This is a genomic window from Micromonospora sp. NBC_00617, from assembly GCF_045161355.1.
Taxonomy (GTDB): Bacteria; Actinomycetota; Actinomycetes; order Mycobacteriales; family Micromonosporaceae; genus Micromonospora.
In genome coordinates this window covers 4068759-4091835 of the sequence record NZ_CP107751.1, presented here as the reverse complement: position 1 = coordinate 4091835, position 23077 = coordinate 4068759, and the positions used below count along the sequence as shown (strand labels likewise).

General features: G+C 72.4%; 21 protein-coding genes and 1 pseudogene. 8 read left to right on the top strand and 14 right to left on the bottom strand.

Annotated elements, in window-relative coordinates:
• Window positions 1–2 precede the first annotated feature (2 nt).
• Window positions 3–728: an ABC transporter ATP-binding protein gene (locus OG505_RS18710; protein ID WP_405434577.1), complete on the top strand. Its 726-nt coding sequence runs from the start codon at window positions 3–5 to the stop codon at window positions 726–728.
• 531 nt (window positions 729–1259) lie between these two features.
• Here the strand turns inward: OG505_RS18710 and OG505_RS18705 are convergent.
• The 3 genes from OG505_RS18705 to OG505_RS18695 are packed head-to-tail and all read right to left on the bottom strand — an operon-like array spanning window position 1260 to window position 4480.
• Window positions 1260–1712 (bottom strand): GNAT family N-acetyltransferase, encoded by a 453-nt coding sequence (locus OG505_RS18705; RefSeq protein ID WP_405426099.1) that lies wholly within the window; start codon window positions 1710–1712, stop codon window positions 1260–1262.
• Window positions 1713–1734: 22 nt separating this feature from the next.
• Window positions 1735–3306 carry an alpha/beta hydrolase gene (locus OG505_RS18700; RefSeq protein WP_405434576.1) on the bottom strand — a complete coding sequence of 524 codons (1572 nt, stop codon included), beginning with the start codon at window positions 3304–3306 and terminating at the stop codon, window positions 1735–1737.
• Between the two features lie 58 nt (window positions 3307–3364).
• The gene (locus OG505_RS18695) at window positions 3365–4480 is read right to left on the bottom strand and encodes an ATP-dependent DNA ligase (protein ID WP_405426097.1); all 1116 of its coding nucleotides are present in this window, start codon (window positions 4478–4480) and stop codon (window positions 3365–3367) included.
• A gap of 135 nt (window positions 4481–4615) precedes the next feature.
• On the opposite strand from OG505_RS18695, the gene OG505_RS18690 reads away from it, so the two are divergent.
• Together OG505_RS18690 and OG505_RS18685 are read left to right on the top strand one after the other, a co-directional pair.
• Window positions 4616–4828: a hypothetical protein gene (locus OG505_RS18690; protein ID WP_039905709.1), complete on the top strand. Its 213-nt coding sequence runs from the start codon at window positions 4616–4618 to the stop codon at window positions 4826–4828.
• A 133-nt stretch (window positions 4829–4961) separates the two neighbouring features.
• Window positions 4962–5384, top strand: coding sequence for an SRPBCC family protein (locus OG505_RS18685; RefSeq protein WP_405426095.1), 423 nt, complete (start codon window positions 4962–4964; stop codon window positions 5382–5384).
• On the opposite strand, the pseudogene OG505_RS18680 reads toward OG505_RS18685, so the two are convergent.
• The 11 genes and pseudogenes from OG505_RS18680 to OG505_RS18630 form a co-directional block, all read right to left on the bottom strand.
• Window positions 5365–5565 (bottom strand): annotated as a pseudogene (locus tag OG505_RS18680) (GNAT family N-acetyltransferase); the annotation flags it as partial. The gene OG505_RS18685 and the pseudogene OG505_RS18680 sit on opposite strands and share 20 nt — an antisense overlap.
• Before the next feature lie 78 nt (window positions 5566–5643).
• Window positions 5644–6564 carry a DNA-3-methyladenine glycosylase family protein gene (locus OG505_RS18675; protein ID WP_405426093.1) on the bottom strand — a complete coding sequence of 307 codons (921 nt, stop codon included), beginning with the start codon at window positions 6562–6564 and terminating at the stop codon, window positions 5644–5646.
• A gap of 125 nt (window positions 6565–6689) precedes the next feature.
• The gene (locus OG505_RS18670; protein ID WP_405426091.1) at window positions 6690–7340 is read right to left on the bottom strand and encodes a hypothetical protein; all 651 of its coding nucleotides are present in this window, start codon (window positions 7338–7340) and stop codon (window positions 6690–6692) included.
• 206 nt (window positions 7341–7546) lie between these two features.
• A complete protein-coding gene (locus tag OG505_RS18665) occupies window positions 7547–8329 on the bottom strand; it encodes an anti-sigma factor family protein (RefSeq protein ID WP_405426089.1) in 783 nt (260 codons plus the stop codon).
• Window positions 8326–9018 carry a sigma-70 family RNA polymerase sigma factor gene (locus OG505_RS18660; RefSeq protein WP_007457036.1) on the bottom strand — a complete coding sequence of 231 codons (693 nt, stop codon included), beginning with the start codon at window positions 9016–9018 and terminating at the stop codon, window positions 8326–8328. Before OG505_RS18660 ends, OG505_RS18665 begins: the two co-directional genes overlap by 4 nt.
• A gap of 136 nt (window positions 9019–9154) precedes the next feature.
• Window positions 9155–10012 (bottom strand): fused MFS/spermidine synthase, encoded by an 858-nt coding sequence (locus OG505_RS18655; RefSeq protein ID WP_354863142.1) that lies wholly within the window; start codon window positions 10010–10012, stop codon window positions 9155–9157.
• A 16-nt stretch (window positions 10013–10028) separates the two neighbouring features.
• Window positions 10029–11081: a hypothetical protein gene (locus OG505_RS18650; RefSeq protein ID WP_405426087.1), complete on the bottom strand. Its 1053-nt coding sequence runs from the start codon at window positions 11079–11081 to the stop codon at window positions 10029–10031.
• On the bottom strand, window positions 11044–13518 hold the full coding sequence (locus OG505_RS18645) for an AAA family ATPase (protein WP_405426086.1): 2475 nt from the start codon (window positions 13516–13518) through the stop codon (window positions 11044–11046). Before OG505_RS18645 ends, OG505_RS18650 begins: the two co-directional genes overlap by 38 nt.
• Complete coding sequence (locus tag OG505_RS18640) at window positions 13518–14666, bottom strand: exonuclease SbcCD subunit D (RefSeq protein ID WP_405426085.1); 1149 nt, start codon at window positions 14664–14666, stop codon at window positions 13518–13520. The genes OG505_RS18645 and OG505_RS18640 overlap by 1 nt, the downstream gene beginning before the upstream one ends.
• Before the next feature lie 18 nt (window positions 14667–14684).
• Entirely contained in the window at window positions 14685–16448 is a 1764-nt protein-coding gene (locus OG505_RS18635) for an ATP-binding protein (RefSeq protein WP_405426084.1), read from the bottom strand.
• A gap of 148 nt (window positions 16449–16596) precedes the next feature.
• Window positions 16597–17343: a pyrimidine reductase family protein gene (locus tag OG505_RS18630; RefSeq protein WP_405426083.1), complete on the bottom strand. Its 747-nt coding sequence runs from the start codon at window positions 17341–17343 to the stop codon at window positions 16597–16599.
• A gap of 150 nt (window positions 17344–17493) precedes the next feature.
• Here OG505_RS18630 and OG505_RS18625 point away from each other — a divergent pair, with 150 nt between their 5' ends.
• The 5 genes from OG505_RS18625 to OG505_RS18605 all read left to right on the top strand — a co-directional run bounded on the left by OG505_RS18625 (window position 17494) and on the right by OG505_RS18605 (window position 23061).
• Window positions 17494–18039 carry a plasmid pRiA4b ORF-3 family protein gene (locus tag OG505_RS18625; protein ID WP_405426082.1) on the top strand — a complete coding sequence of 182 codons (546 nt, stop codon included), beginning with the start codon at window positions 17494–17496 and terminating at the stop codon, window positions 18037–18039.
• 268 nt (window positions 18040–18307) lie between these two features.
• Window positions 18308–19618 carry an ABC transporter substrate-binding protein gene (locus OG505_RS18620; RefSeq protein WP_405426080.1) on the top strand — a complete coding sequence of 437 codons (1311 nt, stop codon included), beginning with the start codon at window positions 18308–18310 and terminating at the stop codon, window positions 19616–19618.
• 110 nt (window positions 19619–19728) lie between these two features.
• A complete protein-coding gene (locus OG505_RS18615) occupies window positions 19729–20715 on the top strand; it encodes a carbohydrate ABC transporter permease (RefSeq protein WP_405426079.1) in 987 nt (328 codons plus the stop codon).
• A gap of 13 nt (window positions 20716–20728) precedes the next feature.
• Window positions 20729–21631, top strand: a complete 903-nt coding sequence (locus OG505_RS18610; RefSeq protein ID WP_405426078.1) for a carbohydrate ABC transporter permease — start codon at window positions 20729–20731, stop codon at window positions 21629–21631.
• On the top strand, window positions 21628–23061 hold the full coding sequence (locus tag OG505_RS18605; RefSeq protein ID WP_405426077.1) for a GH1 family beta-glucosidase: 1434 nt from the start codon (window positions 21628–21630) through the stop codon (window positions 23059–23061). Before OG505_RS18610 ends, OG505_RS18605 begins: the two co-directional genes overlap by 4 nt.
• The last annotated feature ends 16 nt before the right edge of the window (window positions 23062–23077 follow it).

Genomic DNA, 23077 nt, shown 5'->3' with positions numbered 1-23077 from the left:
ACATGGTGGTGGCCGGAACGGCCGGGTTCAGCGGTGGCTCCGGAACGCCTGCCGACGAGGTGGTGCGGGTCAGCGGCGTGAGTCGGACCTTCGGCCGCGGTGAGCACGCCGTGCCGGCGGTACGGGACGTCTCGTTCAGCGCCAACCGTGGTGAGCTGGTCGCCATCCGGGGTCGCTCCGGCGCCGGCAAGACCACGTTGCTGAACATCATCGGCGGACTGGACCGGCCGGACAGCGGTCAGGTCATGGTGGCCGGGCACGACGTGACCTCGGCCGCGGAGGCCGAGCTGCTGCGGCTGCGCCGGGGCACCGTCGGCTTCGTCTTCCAGACCTTCGGGCTGGTGCCGATCCTCTCCGCCGCCGAGAACGTGGGGGTGCCGTTGCGACTGGCGCAGGTGCCGGCTGCGGAGCGGGAGCAGCGCGTGGCGGTGCTGCTGGAGCTGGTGGGGCTGGGCGGGCACGCGGCGCAGCGCCCGTACGAGTTGTCCGGCGGGCAGCAGCAGCGTGTGGCGGTCGCCCGCGCGCTCGCCAACGAGCCGGACCTGCTCATCGCCGACGAACCCACCGGACAGCTGGACTCGGAGACCGGCCGCTCCATCATGGACCTGCTGCGCGCGGTGGTGCACGCCCGTGGCATGACGGCCCTGGTGGCCACGCACGACCCGGCCCTGATCGACCTCGCGGACCGGGTGCTCATCCTGCGCGACGGCCGCCTGGTCGACGGCTGACCGCCGCCCTCGGCCGTGGTCATGGTCCATGGTCGGTGGTCCATGGTCGGTGGTCGGTGGTCGGTGGTCGGTGCTCAGTGGTCGTGGTCTGCGGTCGGTGATCGGCGGTTGGCGACCACAGGCTGCGGGCGCGCGGGCCGCGCGGGCTCGGTCAGAGCCGACCGGCTGTGGTCTGTTCGCATCCTGTCGAGCTGCCCCAGATATGGGCCGCGCGGTAGGCGTGCGCGTCTTGTGTCAGGCGTACTGGGCGGGGGCGTGCAGGGCCCCGTGCTGGGCGGGGGCGTGCGGGGCCCGTGCTGGGCGGGGCGTGCGGGCGCCCCGTGCTGGGCGGTCGGCGTGTGGGCGTGGGGCCTCCCGCCGCCATCGCCGTGGTTCCGTGCCCCGGATCTGGGGCAGCTCGACAGGGCCGAAGGGGCACCCTGGGGACCTGAGGCGCCACAGCGCGCCGAAGCTGGCCAACGGGCGGGCGACGTTGACGGGCTGACGACGTTGACGGGCTGACGACTCGGCGGTCTGACGCCGTCGGCGGCATCAGAGCGGGAGCTTCATGCCCTCGTGGCTGGCCACGAAGCCGAGCCCCAGGTAGAAGCGGTGCGCGTCGGCGCGGGACTTGTCCGTGGTGAGCTGCACCAGGGCGCAGCCCCGGTGCCGGGCCTGGTCGATGGCCCAGGTCATCAGCTCCCGGCCGAGCCCCTGGCCGCGCCGGTCCGAGCGGACCCGGACCGCCTCGATCAGGGATCGCTCGGCGCCGTGCCGGCCGAGCCCCGGGATGTAGGTGATCTGGAGGCAGCCGACCAGATCGCCGTCCTGCTCGGCGACGATCAACTGGTTGCGCGGATCGGCGCTGATGTCGGCGAACGCACGCTCGTACGCCTCATCGACCTCGGTGAAGTCGCGGGTCTTGCCCAGGACGTCGTCGGCGAGCAGGGAGATGACGGCGGGCAGGTCGGCCCGTACCGCCTCGCGGAAGATCACGTCGGTCATGCCGGTCAGCGTGGCACATCGGTCACTTGGCCGGGCAGCGCAGCCCCTCCCGCGGCACGGTCAGGTCGAGCAGGTACGCGTCGACGGCCTTGGTGATGCAGGAGGTCTGCGGGTACGCGGTGTGCCCCTCGCCCTCCCAGGTGAGCACCCGGCCGACACCCAACATCGAGGCGAGGCGGCCGGTCTGCTCGTACGGCGTGGCGGGGTCGCCGGTCGTGCCGACCACCACGATCGGCGGGGCGCCGTTGGCCCGACCGGTCGGGTACGGATCCCGACCACCCGGCCACTCGACGCAGCTCAACATGCCGACCGCGAGCGCCGGACCGAACAGCGGGTACTTCGTCCGCCACTGCGACTGCAACTGACGGATCTGCTCCCGGCTCGGCTTCTCGGTCTCGTCGGCACAGTTGATGGCGAGGTTGGCGTCGAACAGGTTCGAGTAGTGCCCGTCGCCCTCCCGGCCGGCGTACGAGTCGGCGAGGCGGAACACGTCCTTCGGGTCGCCCTCGGCCAGCCGGTCGATGGCCCGGGCCAGTTCCTGCCAGCCGGCCTCGGTGTAGAGCGAGGAGATGACCGCGTAGAAGACCCAGCCCGCCGTGGCCTCCCGCCCGTCGTCGCCGCGGACCGGGGAGACCTTGGCCTTGTCGATGGCCGAGGTCACGGCGGCGCGGGCGTCCGGGGCGATCGGGCAGCGCGCGGCGTTCGCGGCGCACCAGCGGGTGAAGTTGTCAAAGGCCCGTTCGAAGCCGCGGGCCTGGCTCTCCGAGCCGGCGATCAGTCGCTGCTGCGGGTCGACGGCGCCGTCGAGCACCAGCGCGCGCACCCGCTGCGGGTAGAGCTGGGCGTAGATGGCGCCGAGCAGCGTGCCGTAGGAGTAGCCCAGGTAGGTGAGCTTGTCGTCGCCGACCGCGGCGCGGACCGCGTCCATGTCCCGAGCGGCCTGCTCGCTGCCGTACAGGGGCAACTGGTCGCCGTAGCGGTCCCCGCAGCCGCGCCCGATGCGCTGGCTCAGCCCGGCGAAGCCGTCGAACGACGTCTGGCTCGCCGGATCCGGGTCGTAGCCGAAGCTGGCGTCCAGGTCGGCGTCGGAGATGCACTTCACCGGACTCGACCGGGAGACACCGCGCGGGTCGAAGCCGACGATGTCGAAGCGTTCGGTGACCGAGGCGGGCAGCCCACCGAGCTGGGGGCCGAAGGAGAGGTAGACGGCGGTGTCCACACCGGAGCCGCCCGGGCCGCCGGGGTTGACCACCAGTGAGCCGATCCGGTCCCGCTGTTTGGTGGACCGGGCCCGCAGCAGAGCGATCTCGAAGGTCTCGCCGGCGCCCGGCCCGGCGGTCGCCCCGCCGCCGGTGCCCCAGTCCCGGGGAACGGTGATCCGGGCGCACTCGTAGCGCATGTCCGGCGCGCCCCGCCCGACCAGGTCCTCAGCGGCCTCGGGGCAGGCCCGCCAGGTCGCCGACGAGCCGGCCGGCGCGGCCGCACCCTCCACGTCGGTGCGCGGCGCGAACGCCGGCAGCGTGCAGCCGGCGGTGAGCAGCGCCGCCACGGCGAAGGCGACGAGGCTGCGACGGACTTGGCGACTGGTCGCCATCCGAGGCTGGTCGGCGGTGCGGCTCACGTGATCCTCCGGTGTCGGGTCGACGGCCAGGCTACGCCGGACCGGTGGCGGCCCGATCGAGGGTGACGGTCGGATCGCCGCGCAGCACCTGGTCCACGTCGAAGCGGATCGGGCGGTCGAGCTGGTCGTAGCGGCACGAGCGGGGGTCGCGGTCCGGCCGCCAGCGGACGAACTGGGCGGTGTGCCGGAACCTCTCGCCCTCCATCGCGTCGTAACCCACCTCGACCACCAGCTCCGGGCGCAGCGGCTCCCACTCCAGGTTCTTGGTGCCGGTCCACCGGCTCACCCCACCCGGAATGCGCTGGCCACGCTCGTGGTCGCCGTGCACCCACGGGTGCTCGCCGCCGACGTCCCGGTAGGGGGCCAGCTCGTCGAGCAACTCGGCGCGGCGGGCCATGCTGAACGAGGCGCTCACCCCGACGTGGTGCAGGACGCCCGCGTCGTCGTAGAGGCCGAGCAGCAGCGAACCCACCACCGGGCCGGACTTGTGCCAGCGGAAGCCCGCCACCACCGCGTCGGCCGTACGGGCGTGCTTGACCTTGAACATCAACCGCTTGCCCGGCTCGTACGGCAGGTCGGCCGGCTTGACGATCAGCCCGTCCAGCCCGGCGCCCTCGAAGACGTCGAACCAACGGCGCGCGGTCTCCGGGTCGGTGGTGACCTGGGTGACGTGCACCGGCGGGCGCACCCCGGCCAGCGCCTGGACCAAACGCTCCCGGCGGCGCGGGTACGGCTGGTCGAGCAGCGCCTCGTCACCGATCGCCAACAGATCGAAGGCGACGAAGTCGGCGGGAGTGGTCTCGGCGAGCAGCTTCACCCGCGACGCCGCCGGGTGGATGCGTTGGGCCAGCAGTTCGAAATCAAGACGGGGCTGGCCGGACGGCCCGTCCCGACGGATCACGATCAGCTCGCCGTCGACAGCGCACCGCTCGGGCAGCTGACGGCGGGCCTGCTCGACCACCTCGGGGAAGTAGCGGGTCATCGACTTGCCGCCCCGGCTGGCCAGCTCGACCTCGTCGCCGTCCCGGAACACGATGCACCGGAACCCGTCCCACTTGGGCTCGTAGGTCACCCCGGCGGTGGTGGGCAGCTTCGGGACGCTCTTGGCCAGCATCGGCTCGACGGGCGGGTTGATCGGCAGGTCCACGGCGACCAGTCAATCAGACGAGGCCGACAGTCGTGAGGCAGATCACCGTGGGCACGGCGGCGGCGTGTCCGTCCGCGCGCCGCTCGTCCTGCCTGGGCGAATCAGATAACCCCAGGTCAGAGTTAGTTTCGCGGGGTGTCCGAGTGGGTCTGTGACTGCTGCGGGCGGTGGCGGGTGAGCGTGGAGCTGATCCGGGGCCGCTACCGCTACCGGCTGACCCGCCGTTACCCGCAGCGGTTCGGCGGTGGCCGCAACGTGCTCGGCGAGGTCGGTTCGGTGGCGGAGCTGGAGGAGCTGCTGCGTCGGCGTACCCCGTTGAGCCTGGCGGACCTGCGCGAAGCCGCCTGATCCCGCGCGCCCGGCGAACCCACGTCCCGATCGATGATCGGACCGGGCGGTGGATGCCGCCGTCACGATCCGCCGGGCAGCGTCGTCGGCAGAACGAGGCGGCGCCGGCCGGTGCCGCCGGGAAGGGGACGCGATGCGGTTCGAAGCGGACACGGAGATCGGCGCGGACGCCGAGCGGGTCTGGGCGCTGCTGGTCGACGTGGCGCGGTGGCCAGAATGGACGGCCTCGGTGAGTCGGGCCGAGCGGGGTGAGCCCGGGCCCCTCGCGGTCGGCGCGACCGCCCGGCTGACCCAGCCGAAACTGCGGCCGGCGGTGTGGCGGGTCACCGAGCTGACCGAGGGGCGGGAATTCACCTGGGTCTCCGACAGCCCGGGCGTGCGCACCCGCGGCGAGCACCGGTTGCTGCCGCTGCCCGACGGGCGTACCCGGGTCGAGGTGGCCATCGACCAGGCTGGGCCGCTCGCCGGGCTGATCGGCCTGCTGTACGGCGGTCTGCTGCGCCGCTACGTCAGGCTGGAAGCCGACGGACTCAGGGCCCGAGCTGAGCGGAGCTGACGACCGGCTTCTCCGTCGTCGGGCCGGTCAACACCGCCCGGACCTCGTCCAGCTCGGTCAACGGCGGCAGGAACGGGTCGGCGTAGTGCTGCGCCTCGGTCAGGTACGCGGCGCGCTGCACGGTGAGGATCTCGCCGGCGTCCGCGACACCGGCCGGGACGATGCGGGGCTCGACGCTCATCCGTGCAGCACACCACAGCCGCACGCCTCGTCCACCGGCGACCCAACGCGCCGGCCGTACCCTGGCCGCCGCCGGTCTTCAGAACCGGGCGAACGAGCGGATCGGGGCGCGCGGGCCGTACTTCGGCGCCTGGATGCCGGCGGCCTCCAGCAGCAGACACACCCGGGCCCGATGCCCCCGGAACGGCTCCAGCAGGGCCAGCATCCGAGCGTCGTCACCCCTCGGTTCGCCGGCGAGCGCCCAGGCCACCGTGTTCGGGATGTGGTAGTCGCCGACGCTGACCGCGTCCGGGTCACCGTAGGCGATCCGGACCACCTCGGCGGCGGTCCACGGGCCGATGCCCGCGATGGCGGTCAGCCGGCGGGTGGCCTCGGTGGAGTCCACGCAGCGCTCCAGCCGATCGGCGAGCGCGGCGGCGCGGCGCAGCGTGTCGGCCCGGCGCTGCTCCACGCCGAACGGGTGGAACACCCAGTACGGGGTGGCGGCCACCGCGGCGGCCTCGGGCGGCAGCAGCAGCGGTTGCAGCGGGCCGGGCGCCGGCTCCCGGAAGTGCCGCACGGTCGCCGAGTACGCCCGGTACGCCTCCTTGCTGGTGACCTTCTGCTCGAAGACCGCGCGCAGCAGCCGGGGGAACACCTGCCCGGTGGTGGGCATGCGCAGCCCCCGGTGCTCCCGGGCCAGCCGGGCGACGAGCGGGTGCGCCGCCGCCAACTCGGCGAAGCCGGTCAGGTCGTCGTGCAGCCCGGCGATCTTGTCGGCGCGGGCCACCACGTGCTCGGCGCCCGGCCCGTAACCCTCGGCGAGCAGTTCACCGCCCGCCGGCCGCAGAGCGAGGGTGGCCGGCCCGTCCGGGGTGCGGGTAGCCCACCAGAACGTGCCGGCGGCGACCCGCGCGCACGGGTCGTACGGGCTGAAGGTCAGGCCGCGGACCGACGCGGCCAGCCGGTAGCCGACGGGCGGGTGCAGCACCCTCGTCGCGGCGGGCTCGGTCTCGGTCACCGTCCCACTCTGCCAGGTCACGGTGCGGTGCCGGTCGCCGCCGTCGCTGATGCGCTCCGGGCATGGCGGTGGCCGGCCGCGCCCTCCCCGGCTGCGACCGGCCACCGTGCCCTGGCGTATCGGGATCAGTACGAGTAACCCGAACCGCCGGCGTCGCTCGACCCGCTGTCCGCCGGCGGCGCGACGGCCTTCGGCGTCGAGGTGGGCAGGCAGGTCAGGTTCTTCTTGCCGTTCTTGTCGACCACGAACCAGGTGCCGCCGACGGCCTGGCCCTTCCACTGGCCGGGCTTCTTGTCGCCGATGTAGCGGTACACCGGCCAGCCGCCGATGGTGAGCTGTCGGGTGCCGTCCTGTCGGGTGACGCTGCCGACCTTGTCGTCGGAGAGGCCGGTGAGCTGCGGGTTGCCGTCGGTCAACGCCGGCGGCCACACCTGCGCGCACTTGTCGACGCAGTTCGACGCGGGCGGGTCGGCGGTGTCCTTGTCGAAGCGGTACAGGACCCAGCCGTCCTGGTCGGTCACGACGTTGCCCATCCGGGCGATCTTCTTGCCGATCAACTGCTCGGTCAGGTCGACGTTCGCGGGCGGCGGCGCGTCGGCGGCCGGCGCCTCCGCGGATGCCGACGCCTCGGGTTCAGCCGACGCGGCGGGCTCGGCCGCGGCGACGGCGACCGGCTCGGCCGCGCCCGAGTTCGCCCCGTCGTAACCCGCGGGAGCGCAGGCCGTTAGTGCGACCATCGCGCTCGCGACGATGACGGTCCGCTTCATCTGTGCCACGTGCCCTCCTCATTCTTGGCAGTTCACCCATAGGTACGGCGGGCAGGCTGTCAAGGTTGAACGAGTAACAGTGGTCAATTTCACGCGAATGGATTGAACCGATGTGAGCGGCCATCCGTATGGCCCTCCACATGGGGCCTGCGGTCCCACAACAGATCGACGCCGGCCATTGAGACAATGACCGGCGTCGAGGATGGTACGCGACCTTACATGGGCACCGTGACCAGCGGGCTGGCCACACCGTTGCCGTCGACCGACTGCACCTGGAGTTGCTTGATGTCACTCGCCAACGCGGACGTCGAAGCGCTCAGCTCGAGACCCTGCGGGCGATTGTTCGTCCCGTAGCCGCCAGCGGGCACCGACCACGTCGAAATCACCTCCGTGGTGGCGTTCTTGCGCACCACCACCAACCGGCAGGTGCGCGGGCCGGGCAGTTTCCGCAGGCTGAAGTTGATGCGGGTGCCGTACTCCCGCTCGACCAGGAACATCGTCGTCTGCACGCCCGTCGTCGGGTCCGTGGCGTCGACCTGGTCGCCCTCCTCCTCGGTGCCGCCGACACCCGGGCCGCTCGGCGGCGCGGTCGACGCGCTCGTCGGCGGGTCGTTGGCGGCGGCGCTCGTCGTCGGCTCCGCGAGAATCCCCGGCGCCTCGTCCCCGGCCACACTCACGAACCCGTAACCCGTCAACCCGCCGAAGACCACCACCGCCGCGGCGGTCGCGAGCAGCTGACGAAACCGGGTACGCCGTCGGTCGGCCCGGACCGCGACCAACGTCCGGTCCAGCAGCGCCGGATCGGTGGCAGTCTGCTCCAGCGCCATCATCGTCTCGCCGTCGATGCCGGAGAGCAGCCCCACCACCGGCACCATCGTCTCCAGCTCGGCCGCGCACGCCCAGCACGCGGCGAGATGCTCCTCGAACCGCTCGGTGTCCTGCTCGTCGAGCACGCCGAGCGCGTACGCGGCGACGTCCATGTGGTCTGGCCGGCTCATTCTGTCACCCCCCGCTCCTGCAGAGCCGTGCGCAGCGCGCGCAGCGCGTAGTAGACCCGCGACTTGGCGGTGCCCAGCGGAAGCCCCAACTCCTCGGCGGCCTCCGGCACCGTCCGCCCCCGGAAGTACGTCGCGATCAGGATCTCCCGATGCGACTGACTCAGCGTACGCAGCGCGTCCGCCACCGTCATCGTGCGCAGCACCCGGTCGGTGCTGTCCGCCTCGGCGAACGCGGTCAGGTCCCGGTCGTACGTCTCCGGCGGCCGGGCCTCCTGGCTGCGGTGCTCGTCGATGGCGATCCGACGGGCCACCGTGACCAACCACGGCCGCAGCGAACCCTGCCCCTGCGCGCCGAGGCGGTGCGCGTTACGCCAGGCCCGCAGCAGCGTCTCCTGCACGATGTCCTCCGCGCGCTGCCGGTCCCCCCCGGTGAGCCGCATGACGAACATCAGCAACGGGCCGGCGTGCTCGGCGTAGAGCAGCCGGATCAACTGGTCGGAGTGGTTCGCCTCGGTTGTCGTCGCCTGGTGGCGCCCGGGCGCCGGTCGGGGCGTCACCGGACCATTTTGGCGAGATGTGGCTCGGGCGTCGACCCCCCGGGCAGACGAGGTCGGCCGCGACGATGACCGCGCGGACAACCAGTCTGCGCGAACCGCGTCGCCATGCCAACCGGCCGCCACCGCATGCATGCAGACCTCCGGGATGTCCGTGACCAACGCCGCCCCCACAGGGCGGGCCGCCCGGTGGTACGCAGCGCCGCCCCGAACGGATCAACAAACCGCGAAAAAAGTTCGACGGAGAGGTCGGCGGGCTCGGATCGGCCCGTCAGCGGCGGACGGAGAACAACCCCGGCGGCGGCGGATCCGACCCGGTGGCGTCCGCGTCGCGGACCACCGCCGCGCCACCGACGAAACGGTCCAACTCGTCGCCGGCCACCACCCGCCCGGGGAACCAGTCCCCGGCCGCCCGCCGGGTCAACGCGGGCACCGGGGGAGTCGTCCGCCCGGCGACCAGCACCAGATTGCCGTACCGGCGACCGCGCAGCACCGCCGCGTCACCGACCAGGCACGCCTGGGGCAGCACCGAGCGCACCGTGGCGACCTGACCACGGGCGTACCGCAGCGGCGGGCCGTCGGCCAGGTTCGCCAGCAACCAGCCCGCCGGGCGGAGCACCCGCGCCACCTCGGCGGCGTACTCCACCGACGTGAGATGCGCCGGCGTGCGGGCGCCGGCGAAGACGTCGGCGACCACCACGTCGTAGCTGGCGTCGCGCGTCGAGGCCAGCACCGCCCGCGCGTCCTGCACGCGGACCCGCAACCGGGCGTCCGCCGGCCAGGGCAACGCGCGGCGCACCAGCTCCACCAGAGCACCGTCCACCTCGGACACCCGCTGGGTGGACCCCGGCCGGGTGGCCGACACGTAGCGGGGCAGGGTCAGCGCGCCACCGCCGAGGTGCAGCACCCGCAACGGCTCGCCGGGCGGCGCGACCAGGTCCAGCGCGGCGGCCAGCCGCCGGACGTACTCGAACTCCAGATGCGTGGGATCGGTCAGGTCCACGTGCGACTGCGGCGCCCCGTCCAACAGCAGCGTCCACGAACCGGCCCGGTCCGGCGACGGCACCAGCTCGGCCCGCCCGGTGTCCACCTGTTCGACCACCCGGTCATCCGCTCGTTTGCGTCCCACCGCGACCGGTCCCCGCTCAGCGGCCGACGCGCGCCGCGGTGGTCAACGCGCGGTGCAGCAGACGGGAATCGCCGAGCAGCGCCCGCAGGCGGCGCTCCAGACCGGCGATCGGAATGAGGTTCTGCGGCGCCCGCGGATCCTTGTACGGAGTCGACGCGAACCGGGGCAGCGTGACCAGCGACAGGTCGGCCAGGTCGATCGCCGCCTCGACGGGCAGGTCGGCGGAGCACTCCACCCGGACGATCCCGGCCCACGGCGCACCCACGGCCACCGGCAGCCGCAGATACCACGACCACCCGCCCCACGCCGTGCCGAGCCGGAACACCGGTGACCGCTGACCGGACGCCAGAGACGTCACCACCGCCGTCAGCCGGGCGTCCAGGTACTGGCTGTGCTGGGTCTTGATGTAGCCGAGCGTGCGCGGCAACTGGCGGCGACTGCGCAACGGGCCGTCCACCACCAACAGGTCGCCGTCGACCCGGGCGGCGTCGGACACCGCCACCTCCAGCGCGGTCAACGGACCCTGCACGGCCGCCGGCAGCTTCGCCAACTCGCCGGTGCCGCCCACCCGGTGCACCGGGTAGCGGATCGCGCCCGCCACCACGTCCTGCGCCGACGGGCTCGCCGTGAACAGGCCCCGGCCCACCTGCGTGCCGGCCAACTGGGCCGCACCCCGGCCGAGGTCACAGCGGACCACACCGGCCGCGTACGACGCCGCCAGCCCCGGGAAGGACCCGCCGTCCGCCTCGGCCGTCCAGATGCTCGCGTCGATCCGGCGGACCCCGTCGACCAGCAACACCACGTCCGGGGCCCGCACGTCCGCGCGTACCCCGATCGCCCGCCAGTCGACGGCCGGCAACTCCACGTCGGCGTCGACCTGCGCGCTGCTCGGCGTCGCCGGCCCGGACGCGGACGCCTCGAACGACGCACCGTACGACGGATCCCACGAGTCGACGAAGAACGCGGCGTCGCTCACCGGCCCGACCTCTCGTTCGCGACTGCGGGGCTCCGCCGCGCTGCGCTGCTCGCGCTCACCGGCCGGTCCGTTCGACGCGGGCCGAGCGGGCATCCTTGCGCACCTCGAAGCGGACCGGGATCCGCTCGGCCAGCGCCGAGACGTGCGTGACCACGCCGACCATCCGGTCACCCCGGGCGGCCAGGTTCTCCAGGGTCGCGGCCACCGTGTCCAGGGTGGCCGCGTCCAGCGTGCCGAAGCCCTCGTCCAGGACGATCGACTCCAGACTCGCGGCGGTCGTCGACATGCCGGCCAGCTGTTCGGAGAGCGCCAACGCCAACGCCAGCGACGCCTGGAACGTCTCGCCACCGGAGAGGGTGCGCACACCCCGGCGCAGCCCCGCGTCGTGGTGATCGACAACGAAGAACTCGCCCTTGTCGTGCACCAGCTCGTACTGGCCCGAGGACAGCTCCCGCAGGATCCCCGACGCGCCGTCGACCAGCAGGTCCAACGCCTCCGCCAACAGCCACCGCTCGAAGTTGTTGGCCCGCAGGTGCCCGGCGAGGGCCCGTGCCACCTGCGCCTCGCGCTCGTGCCCCGCCCGCTGCTCACGCAACGTGCCGGCCTGCTCGCGGCGCTCGGCAAGCCGGCGGCGGTCGGCCTCGGCCCGCTCCACCGCCACCGTCGCGGCGTGCACCGGGTCCTCGCCGACGGGCACGTCGGCGGCGGCGAAGCGCTCGGCGATCCGCCGCTGCACCGCGTCGGTTGCCGCCTCGGCGTCGGCGACGACGGTGGCCCGGCCGGCCCGGTCCGCGCGGCGGCGCTCGGCCTCGGCCGCCGCCCAGTTGGTCAGCGCCGCCCACGAGGCCGCCACGTCGTCCCGATCGGCGGCCGGCGGACCGAACCGCGCCAGAGCGTCGCGAGCCGTGTCGAAGCCCCGCCACGCCGACCGCAAACGCTCCTCGGCCGCGTCCACACCCGCGCGCGCCTGGCGGGCGCTGTCCCGGCCGGCCCGCACGGCGGTCGCCGCCTCCTCCAGGGCGCGTCGCAGCCGGGCGTGCTCGGCCAACTCCCGGCGCAGCACCGCCGGCTCCGCCGCGCCCGCGAGCTGCCCGCCCAGCTCGGCCAGCCGGGCGTCCACCTGCTCCTGCCGGGCACGGGCCTGCACCAGCAGCCGCTCCAGGTCCCGCGCCGCGGCGTCCCGCTGCTGCACCACCGCCTGCGCCGCCTTGGTGGCGGCCCGCGCCGCCTTGCCGGCGGCCGTCGCGGCGGCTACCGCCGAGTCCGCCGGAACCGCCGGCACCTCGGCCACCGGGTGCTCGCACACCGGGCAGGGCGCACCGGGATGCAGGTGCACGCGCAGGCTGACCGCCAGGTCGGTGGCCTTCGCCTCCTCGTGCGCCCGGAAGGCCGCCTCCAGCTCGGCTTCGGCCCGCTCGGCGTCCGCGCGGGCGGCGGCCAGCGCCGCGACCGCCGTGGCGTGCTCCTCGTCCGCCGCGCGCACCGCCGCGCGGACCGTGTCGGCCTCGCCGGTCAGCCGATCCCGGTCGTCGTACGCCCGCAGTTGCAGTCGCAGCGCGCTCTCGTCACCCGCGCCGGCCAGCTCACCGCGCAGCTTCTCCTCCCGCTCCTCGGCCAGCGTCACCGCCGCGGCAGCGGCGTCGGCCTCGGCCCGCGCCGCGGTCACCGCGCGGGCCACCTCGGCCACCCCGCGCGGGGCACGCACCCCGGACAGCACGCCCAGCTCGTCGTCGAGCGCGGTCAGGGCAGCCGCCGCCTCCCGAGCGCGTGCCCGGGCCGCCGCCAGCTCCGGCATGGCCCCGGTCACCGCGTCGGCCAGCTCGACCATCCGGCCCACCCGGGCGTCGGCCTCGGCCAACGCCTCGTCGTCCACCCCCGTCAGGCCGGCGAGCACCTGATCGACCGCGTCCAGCCGGGCTTCCGCCTGCGTGGCGCGCGCCGTCGCCCGCTTCTGCACATCCTCGTAGACGCCGAGGCCGAGCAGGTTGACCAGGATCTGCTGCCGGGTCGCCGGCTTGGCGTGCAGGAAGTCGGCGAACTGACCCTGCGGCAGCACCACACAGCTGGTGAACTGCTCGTACGGCAGCCCGACCGCCTCCAGCACCGCCTGCTCCATCTCGGCGGGGGTGCCGGCCACCACCTCACCGAGGTCGTCCGGGCTCAACCCGGTGTCGAGTTTGGTCACGTCGAAGCCGGCCGGCATCACCTGGAGCCCGGCGTTCGCGGTCTTCACGTTGCCCCGGCCGTCCCGGCGCACCACCCGGGTCGCCACGTACCGGGCGCCGCCGGACTCGAAGACCAGCCGGACCCGGGCCTCGGTCGCCGACGGCGCCAGCGCGTTGGCCAGCCCGCGGGCGCCACCCCAGCGGGGCACCGTGCCGTAGAGGGCGAAGCAGATGGCGTCCAGCACGGTGGACTTGCCCGAGCCGGTCGGGCCGATCAGCGCGAAGAAGTCGGCGTCGGTGAAGTCGACGGTCGTGGAGTCCCGAAAGACCGTGAAGCCGGCCATGTCCAGCCGCATCGGCCGCATCAGTGCTCGACCTCCTCGAAGAGCTCGTCGAAGAGTTCCCGGACACCCTCGTCGTCGTGGCCCCGGCTGTCCAGGTAGTCGCCGAACAGCTCCCGGGGAGAGCGCCCCGACCGCTGCGCGATCCGCGCGCCGCTGCCCGGCGCGGCGAGCAGCTCCGGATCGATCCGGATCTCCAGGGCCCGGGGGAGCAGCTCCTGGATCTCCTCGCGCAGGCCGGCGCGGGGCTGCTCCCGGACGAACACCCGCAGCCAGGCGTCCGGCGCCTCGATCTCGGCGAGCTGGGCCAGGGTGCCGCGCACCGTCCGCAGCGCGCTCGCGGCGGTCACCGGCACCTCCCGCACCCGGGCGGCCGTGCTGGCGGTCACCTCGACCACCGTCACCGAGGGCACGTTTTCCTGCTCGCCGAAGTCGACGGCGAGCGGGCTGCCGCTGTAGCGCACCGGGCACGGGCCCTCGACGCGCTGCGCCCGGTGCAGGTGGCCCAGCGCCACGTAGTGCGCGGTCGCGGGGAAGACGGTGGCCGGCACCGCGTAGCCGAGCACCGTGTGCGCGTCCCGTTCACCGCCGCCGGCCGCCGCGCCGGTCACCGTCAGGTGCGCGGTGACCAGGTGCACCCGGTCCGGTTCGGTGAAACCCTCGGTGAGGCGGCCCAGCACACGGCCCAGGTGGTCGGCGTACGTCTGGTTGGCCTCCGCGGCGGTCAGCTCGTACATCTCCAGTGCGCGGATCGCGTACCGCTGGGACAGGAACGGCAGCGCGGCCAGCTGCCACCGCTCACCGCCGGCCGTGGTGCCGTCGATCACGTGCTCGGCCGGGTTCTCGCGGACGCCGCCGCGCAGCGTGATGCCGGCGGCCTCGGCCCACGGCCGCAGCGCGTCCAGCGCCGGACCGTTGTCGTGGTTGCCGCCGATCGCCACCACGTCCGCGCCGGTACGCCGCAGCGCGGTCAACGCCCGGGTGACCAGGCGGGTCGCCTCCGAGCTGGGCGCGGCGGTGTCGTAGAGGTCACCGGCGACGATCACCAGATCCGGCTGCTCGGCACGGGCGATGTCGATCACCCCGGCCAGAACGGCCTTGTGCTCGTCGGCCCGGGACTGCCCCTTGAGCACCTTTCCCACGTGCCAGTCGGAGGTGTGCAGGATCTTCATGGCTGTGCCGGCCCCTACCTAGAACGGGATGTCGTCGTCGGTGCTGCCGCCGCCGGAGCCCACCACGGCGAACGGGTCCGCGGACTGGGTGATCGAGCGCAGCGTCTCCGATGGTGCCCGGCCCGCCTCGGAGACCCGGGTGGCCCAGGCCGGGAACGGGAACTCCAGACACAGCGGCACCGGAATGTCCGGCTGGTTGACGAACATGGTGCCCGGCTTGGCCAGCAGCGCCCGCTGCCGCTGCGCGGGCGGGAGGAAACCGTACTCCGGGCGGGACGCCTCGGCCGGGTCGAGCCGGCCGACCACCCGGATCGCCGAGTTGGTGACGATGCGCCGCTCCACCTCGCTCGCCGTCTGCTGCGCGCCGATCAGAATGACCCCGAGCGACCGCCCCCGCTCGGCGATGTCGAGCAGCACCTCCTTGATGGGGGAGGAGCCCTCCCGGGGCGCGTACTTGTTGAGCTCGTCGAGGACGACGAACAGCAGCGGCTTGGCGGTGCCGGACTTCTCCTTGCGCTCGAACTCGCTCTTCAGCGTCACACCCACCACGAACCGCTGCGCGCGGTCCGGAAGGTTGTGCAGGTCGACCACTGTTACCTGGGCGGACTCGCTGGTGTTGATCGAGTGCGGGCGGCGGGTGGCCAGGTCGCCACGGATCAGCCGGGCGAGGTCCTTCTTGCTGCCGATCAACCGCCGGGCGAACGCGTTGACGGTGCCCAGACCGACAGCGCTGCCCGCCCAGTCGGAGCGGGTCTCGTCGTCGTTGAGCGCATCGACGATGTGGTCGACCAGGTCGCCGTAGGACCCGAGCCGCACCCCGTCGATGCTCACCCCGCCGTCGGCCGGCTGGGCGTGGCGGGCCAGGTGCGCGGCCACCGAGTGCACGACCATCGTGTACTGCTGGCGCTCGTCGTCGGCGTCGGCGAACACGTACGGCAGCAGGCGGTCGGCGCAGAACTCGTCGAGCGTCCAGTAGAACGAGTCGACCCCGGTGAGGCGGCTGCTCACGTCCGGCGTGCCGGCCGCGTCGCCGACCCGCGGCGGGGCGTACACCCGCACGTCGGGGAAGGCGCCGGCGCTCAGGCCCAGCTTCGCGTACGCCGCTCGGGTCGGCTCGTCGAGGCGCGTGTTGGGGTGGTCGAGGAACAGCAGATCCTCGCCCTTGACGTTGAAGATCAGCGCCTTGGCGTTGACCGCGTCGCCACCCAGGACGCCGGAGCGGAACACCGAGTAGAGCAGGAAGGTCGCGAAGCTGGTCTTGGTGGCCACCCCGGAGATGCCGGAGATGGAGACGTGCGCGCCCCGGCTGCCGTCGAGGAAGTCGGCGTTCAGGTAGACCGGCACCCCGTCGCGGCCCATCCCCATCGGGATGCGCCGCTCCATCCGGTCGAAGTGCAGCGCCCGGGCGCGCGCGTCGCCCTCGGCCCGGTGCACCACGGCCCCCGGCGTCGGCGGCACGTAGAACTCCGGGTCGACCCGGGTGGTGGTCACCTCCGCCGCCTCCTGCACCTGGGCGGGCAGTGTGCCGTCGGCGATGGCGAACACGTCGGAGTCGAACTGGGCGCCCTCGTGCCGGGCCCGGACCTGGGTGACCACCCCGGCGATCGTCACCGGCTCACGGTCGGGCAGCTCGCGGCGGGTGACCACCACGTCGTCGAGCTGGAGGTAACTGCCGGGCGCCACGGCCGTCCAGAACTGCAACGGGGTGGCGTCGGCGGTGCCCAGCACCCGGCCGACCGGCTGGCCCGGGCCGTCCAGGCCGTCGTGGTCGGCGTCGGTCATCGGGCGGGGTGGGTCGGTCGGGCAACGCGGTCGGGGCACATGCCCTGCATCCTGCCCGAGGAGTACGACAGGTCGCCACGCGACGCGGCGGAGGACACGATGCCCGGTCACACTCGCGACGCTCGGTGTGTGACCGGGCGACGGTTCGTCACGGGCGGGCGTGGTGGAGCATGAGGACGCCGTCGTCGGCGGCGAGCACGTGCCGCAGCGGCAGGTGCCGGGGCGCGCTGGCGTCGCCGGCGCTGATCCGGCCAGGGCCGGGGCCGGCGAGCAGCGGCGCGACGGTGAGGCACAGCTCGTCCACCAGGTCGGCGGCGGTGAGCGCGCCGAGCAGGTGCGGGCCGCCCTCGCAGAGCAGTTGGGTCAGCCCGCGCCGGTGCAGCTCGGCGAGGCCGGCGGCGAGGTCGACCCGGTCGGTCCCGCAGCGCAGCAGATCGGCGACGTCGGTCAGGCCGGGCGGCGGCTCGGCGTCGGCGCGGGTGAGCACGATCGGCCGGACCGGGGCGTCGGCGAAGGCCGCCTGCGCCGGGTCCAGGTCGAGGGAGCCGGAGACGACCACCAGCGTCGGGTACGCGGCCAGCCCGTTCGCCCGTCGCCAGGCGCGTCGAGGCTCGTCGAGCCGGACCGCGCGGTAACCCTCGTGTCGCAGGGTGCCGGCGGCCACCACCAGGGCGTCGCAGACCATCCGCAGCAGGCCGAAGACCCGCTTGTCCGGCTCGCCGGACAGGCCGGCGGAGTAGCCGTCCACACTGACCGCGCCGTCCAGGCTGGCGACGAAGTTCACCCGCAGTCGCGGCTGGTCCGCGCGCTGGTAGAGCGCGGTCAGCCCGGCCTCGTCGAGCGGCTGGGTGGACGGCTCGGGCCAGAGTCGCCGGATCGGTATTCCGACCGTCATTCGCCGGCCGGACCGGTGACCGGAGGGGTCGGTTCGGCGGTACGGTGCTGGCAGTCGCACCAGTTCCGGCCCGGGCAGTCATCGTGCCGCCGGGCCCGGCACGCTCGGCAGATCATGCTCGCAGCCTAAGCCGCCGGAGGACAGGACAGCATGCCGCGTCAGATCTTCCAGTTGAAGATGTCCCTCGCCGGCGTACGTCCGCCGGTGTGGCGCCGGGTGCTCGTCCCGGCCGGCTACACGCTGGACCGACTGCACCGGGTCGCCCAGCACGCGATGGGCTGGCGGGACTGCCACCTGCACTCGTTCGAGATCGACGCGGTGGCGTACGGCGAGCCGGACCCGGACGGGGGTCTGGCGCTGCACGACGAGCTGGACGTCCGGCTGGACGCGGTCCTCGGCAAGGGCAGCAGGTTCTCCTACACGTACGACTTCGGTGACTGGTGGGAGCACGACCTCGTCGTCGAGGACGCGCTGACCGCCGACCAGGACGAGCGGTACCCGGTCTGCCTGGACGGCGAGCGGGCCTGCCCTCCGGAGGGTATCGGCGGGCCGCCGGGTTACCAGGCGCTGCTCGCGGCCCTGGCCGATCCGACCCATCCGGAGGGGCCTGTGCTGCGGGTCTGGGCCGGTGAGGGCTTCGATCCGACGTTCTTCGACCCCACCGTCGCCACCACCCTGCTGCGCCGTTTCTGCTGACCCCGCCTGGGCGTACGGGTCGACCTCCGTCACGCGCGGTGCCGGCCTGAAACAGGGCGGTAACGATCTGGGAACGCTCCCAATGGTCTATTGACACCCTGGTAGCGCCCCGGCAATCTCATGGGAGCGCTCCCGGGGGAGTGGCGGAAGTCTCCTTCACAGCTCTCCCCAGATCGTCCACGACCCACCGGTCCGGCGGCGGCAGGGGCGCTGCAGCACCCCCCACCACGCACGACACACCAAGCCTCACCACTTGAGAGGGGTCAGGATGAGCGTCACCTCACGTCGCCGCTTTGCGGCGATCGCGCTCGCGTCCGTCGCCGTACTCGCCTCGGCGACCGCCTGCAGCGGCGACGACTCGTCGTCCGATTCGGACGGCGGCAAGGTCACTCTGGTCGTCGATGTCTTCGGCGACCAGGGCTTCGGTTACGAAGATCTTTACAAGCAGTACCAGACGGAGCACCCGAACGTCACCATCCAGGAGCGCGGCAAGGGTCTCGGCCTGGATGACTACAACACCCGGCTGACGCAGCAGATCACCGCCGGCGCGGGCGCCGGTGACGTCGTCGCCCTCGAAGAGGGCACGATCGTGCAGTTCTTCGCGCAGGCCGACAAGTTCGTGAACCTGGCCGACCACGGCGCCAACGACCTCAAGGCCAACTTCCTGCCCTGGAAGTGGGAGGGTGGCCTCACGCCGGACGGCAAGGTGCTCGGTCTCGGCACCGACGTCGGCGGCATGGCCGTCTGCTACCGCAGCGACCTCTTCAAGGCCGCCGGCCTGCCGACCGACCGCGAGCAGGTCGGCGCCCTCTGGCCGACGTGGGACGCCTTCATCGCCCAGGGCCAGAAGTTCGCCGCCGCCGACAAGAAGCACAAATTCGTCGACTCGGCCACCAACTTCTACAACATCGTGCTGATGCAGACGGCGGGCGCCGGCAACGGCTACACCTACTTCGACAAGAGCGGCAAGCTCGTCGTCGGCGAGAACCCGGACGTGCAGTCCGCGTTCCAGCAGACCACCAAGATGATCAGCGCGGGTCTGTCGAACAACCTGCGGAGCTTCTCCAACGAGTGGAACGCCGGCTTCAAGAACGGCAGCTTCGCCACCATCGGCTGCCCGGCGTGGATGACCGGTGTCATCAAGGGTCAGGCCGGTGACGCGGCGGCCGGCAAGTGGGACGTCGCCAAGGCGCCCGGCAACGGCGGCAACTGGGGCGGTTCCTGGCTGGCCGTGCCGAAGGCCAGCAAGCACCAGAAGGAAGCCGCCGAGCTGGCCAAGTTCCTGACCACCGCCAAGAGCCAGACCGAGGCGTTCAAGAAGGTCGGCAACCTGCCCTCGTCGCCGCAGGCCCTCGAGGACCCGGCCGTGCTCGCCGCCACCAACGAGTACTTCAGCGGCGCGCCGGTCGGCAAGATCTTCGCCGCTGGCGCGAAGGAGCTGAAGCCGGTCTACCTCGGCCCGAAGAACCAGGCGGTCCGGAACGCGGTCGAGAACGCGCTGCGCAGCATCGAGCAGGGCAAGGCCGCCGACGCCGCTTGGCAGGACGCGGTGAAGAACGGCCAGGCAGCAGGCAAGTAACGGCTGTGACGCGCTCACGGGTGGTGCCGCTGCGGCACCACCCGTGAACCCGCGTCGGAACGCCCTGCCGCGGCGCCCACGACGGCGTCGCCGAGTGTGAAGGACCGCTCATGAGCTCCCTGAAGACCCCCGCGCCACCGGATGCGTCGGCCCGCCGGTCGCGTCCCGCTCCGCGGCACTCACCGGCGCGCCGCCGGCAGCTGAACCGGCTGGACCTGCGCTTCACCCCGTACGTCTTCGTGCTGCCGTTCTTCGTGCTGTTCGCGATCTTCGGCGTCTACCCGATCGTCTACACGTTCTGGATCGCGATGACCGACCGGTCACCGATGAACGCGACGATCAGCTTCGTCGGTCTGGACAACTTCGTCGAGTTGTTCACGAACGATCCGCAGTTCTGGAACGCGGTGGTGAACACCTTCGGGATGTTCGCGCTCTCCACCATCCCGCAGCTGATCATCGCCCTGCTGCTGGCCAACGCCCTGAACCGGCGCATCCGCGGTCAGATGTTCTTTCGGCTGGCCATCGCGATGCCGATCATCACCTCGACCGCCGTGGTGGCGCTCATCTTCTCGATGATCTACGCCCGCGAGTTCGGCCTGATGAACTGGTTGCTCGACGTGGTCGGCGTCGGCCCCATCGACTGGCGGGCCAACCGCTTCGCCTCCTGGTTCGCCATCGCCACGATGGTCGACTGGCGGTGGGTGGGTTACAACGCCCTGATCTACCTCGCGGCGATGCAGTCGATCAACAAGGACGTGTACGAGGCGGCCGCCCTCGACGGCGCCTCCCAGCGTCGGCAGTTCTGGTCGATCACCATCCCCCAGCTGCGTCCCACCATCATCTTCACACTGATCATCTCGACCATCGGCGGTCTGCAGCTCTTCACCGAGCCACTGATGTTCACCAGCGGCTCGGGCGCGCTCTCCGGCGGCACGGAGGGTCAGTTCCAGACGATCACGATGTACCTGCTGGACGTCATGAACCAGCGGTTCCGGTGGGGGTACGCGGGTGCTGTCGCCCTGGTGCTCTTCCTGCTGATCGCGTCCGTCTCGTTCCTCAACTACCTGCTGGCCCGCCGAATCAGCTCCGACAAGTGAGGGTGGCCCACCCATGACCAGTACCACTCTGCGACCGCCGGCGGTTGAGCCACCGGCCGGGGGCACCGGCATCCGCCACCGGGCGGAGAAGCTCTGGACGGCCAGCCCACTGACCTGGTTCGGGCTCGTCCTCGGCGTGATCCTGTCGCTCTTCCCGTTCTACTGGATGATCGTCATCGCCTCGCGGACCAGCGACGCCGCGAACTCCTGGCCGCCGCCCTTCCTGCCCGGCGGCAAGCTGGGCGAGAACATCCAGCGGGTGCTCGACAACGGCGACGCGAACATCGTCAAGGGCCTGCTGAACTCGTTCCTGGTGTCGGGCACGATCACGGTGGCTACCGTGTTCTTCGGCTCGCTCGCCGGGTTCGCGTTCGCGAAACTGCGCTTCCGCGGCAAGAACGCGCTGTTGCTGATCATCCTGGCCTCGATGATGATTCCCATCCAGCTCGGCGTGCTGCCGCTGTACATCCTGATGGCGAAGCTGGAATGGCTGAACACCATGCCGTCGGTGACCGTGCCGTTCCTGATCGGCGGGTTCGGCATCTTCATGATGCGCCAGTACGCCGAGCAGGCGGTGCCCAACGAGCTGATCGAGGCGGCCCGGGTCGACGGCTGCTCCACCTGGCGTGTCTACTGGCACGTGGTGGTGCCGGCGCTGCGACCCGCGGCGGCCGTGCTCGGGCTGCTCACCTTCATGGAGCAGTGGAACCAGTTCTTCTGGCCATTCGTGGTGCTCGCCGACCCGGCCAACCCGACCGTGCAGATCTCATTGCGCAGTCTGAACACCGCGTACTTCGCGGACAATTCTCAGATCTTCGCGGGTACGCTCATCGCGACCCTTCCGTTGTTTATCGTGTTCGTTCTGTTCGGCCGCCAGATCATTGGCGGGATCATGGAAGGTGCCGTCAAGTCGTGAGCAACCCCGCCAGCCCACCCGCCGTCGACGTCCTCGACGAGCGCCCCGGGCTGACCTTCCCACCCGGCTTCCTGTGGGGCGCCGCGACCGCGGCCTACCAGATCGAGGGGGCGGCGGCCGAGGGCGGCCGCACCCCGTCGATCTGGGACACCTTCAGCCACACCGAGGGCCTGGTGGTCAACGGACACACCGGTGACGTGGCCTGCGACCACTACCACCGGGTCCGTGACGACGTCGCCTTGATGGCCGAGCTGGGCCTGAAGTCGTACCGTTTCTCGGTCTCCTGGCCCCGGGTGCAGCCCGGCGGCTCGGGCGCGGCCAACCCGCAGGGCCTGGACTTCTACCGTCGGCTGGTCGACGATCTGCTGGCCCACGACATCGAGCCGTGGCTGACCCTCTACCACTGGGACCTGCCGCAGGAGTTGGAGGACGCCGGCGGCTGGCCGTCGCGGGACACCGCGGCGCGCTTCGCCGACTACACCACGCTCGTCGCCGACGCGCTCGGCGACCGGGTGCGCTACTGGACGACGCTGAACGAGCCCTGGTGCTCGGCGTTCCTCGGGTACGGCTCCGGAGTGCACGCCCCGGGCCGGTCGAACGGCGCGGACGCGGTCCGCGCCGGACACCACCTGATGCTCGGGCACGGCCTGGCCGTGCAGGCGCTGCGGGCCGCCCGACCCACCGCCGAGGTGGGCGTGACCGTCAACCTGTACCCGGTCGACCCGGCCAGCGACGCCCCCGCCGACATCGACGCGGCCCGGCGGATCGACGGGCTGGCCAACCGCTTCTTCCTCGACCCGCTGCTGCGCGGGTCGTACCCGGCGGACCTGGTGGCCGACCTGCGCACGGTGACCGACTTCGACCACGTCCGCGACGGCGACCTGGCGACCATCGCCACGCCACTGGACCTGGTCGGGATCAACTACTACAGCCGGCACGTGGTCGCCGCGCCGGTCGAGGGCGCCGAGCCCGAGCCGTACTGGCGGGAACCGTCCTGCTGGCCGGGCAGCGAGGACGTCCGCTTCGTCACCCGGGGCGTCCCGGTCACCGACATGGACTGGGAGATCGACGCCCCGGGCCTGGTCGAGACGCTGCGGCGGGTGCACGACGAGTACACCAACCTGCCCCTGTACGTCACCGAGAACGGCTCCGCGTTCGTCGACACGGTCGTCGACGGGGAGGTCGACGACCCCGATCGGCTGGCCTACTTCGACGCCCATCTGCGCGCCTGCCACGAGGCGATCAACGCGGGCGTCCCCCTGCGGGGATACTTTGCCTGGTCACTGATGGATAATTTCGAGTGGGCCTGGGGTTACACGAAGCGCTTCGGCATGATCCACGTCGACTACGACAGCCAGCTTCGCATCCCCAAGTCCAGCGCCAGGTGGTACGCCTCGGTGACCCGACGCAACGGTCTGGCCGCACAATAGGCTCGGGCCAGCCATC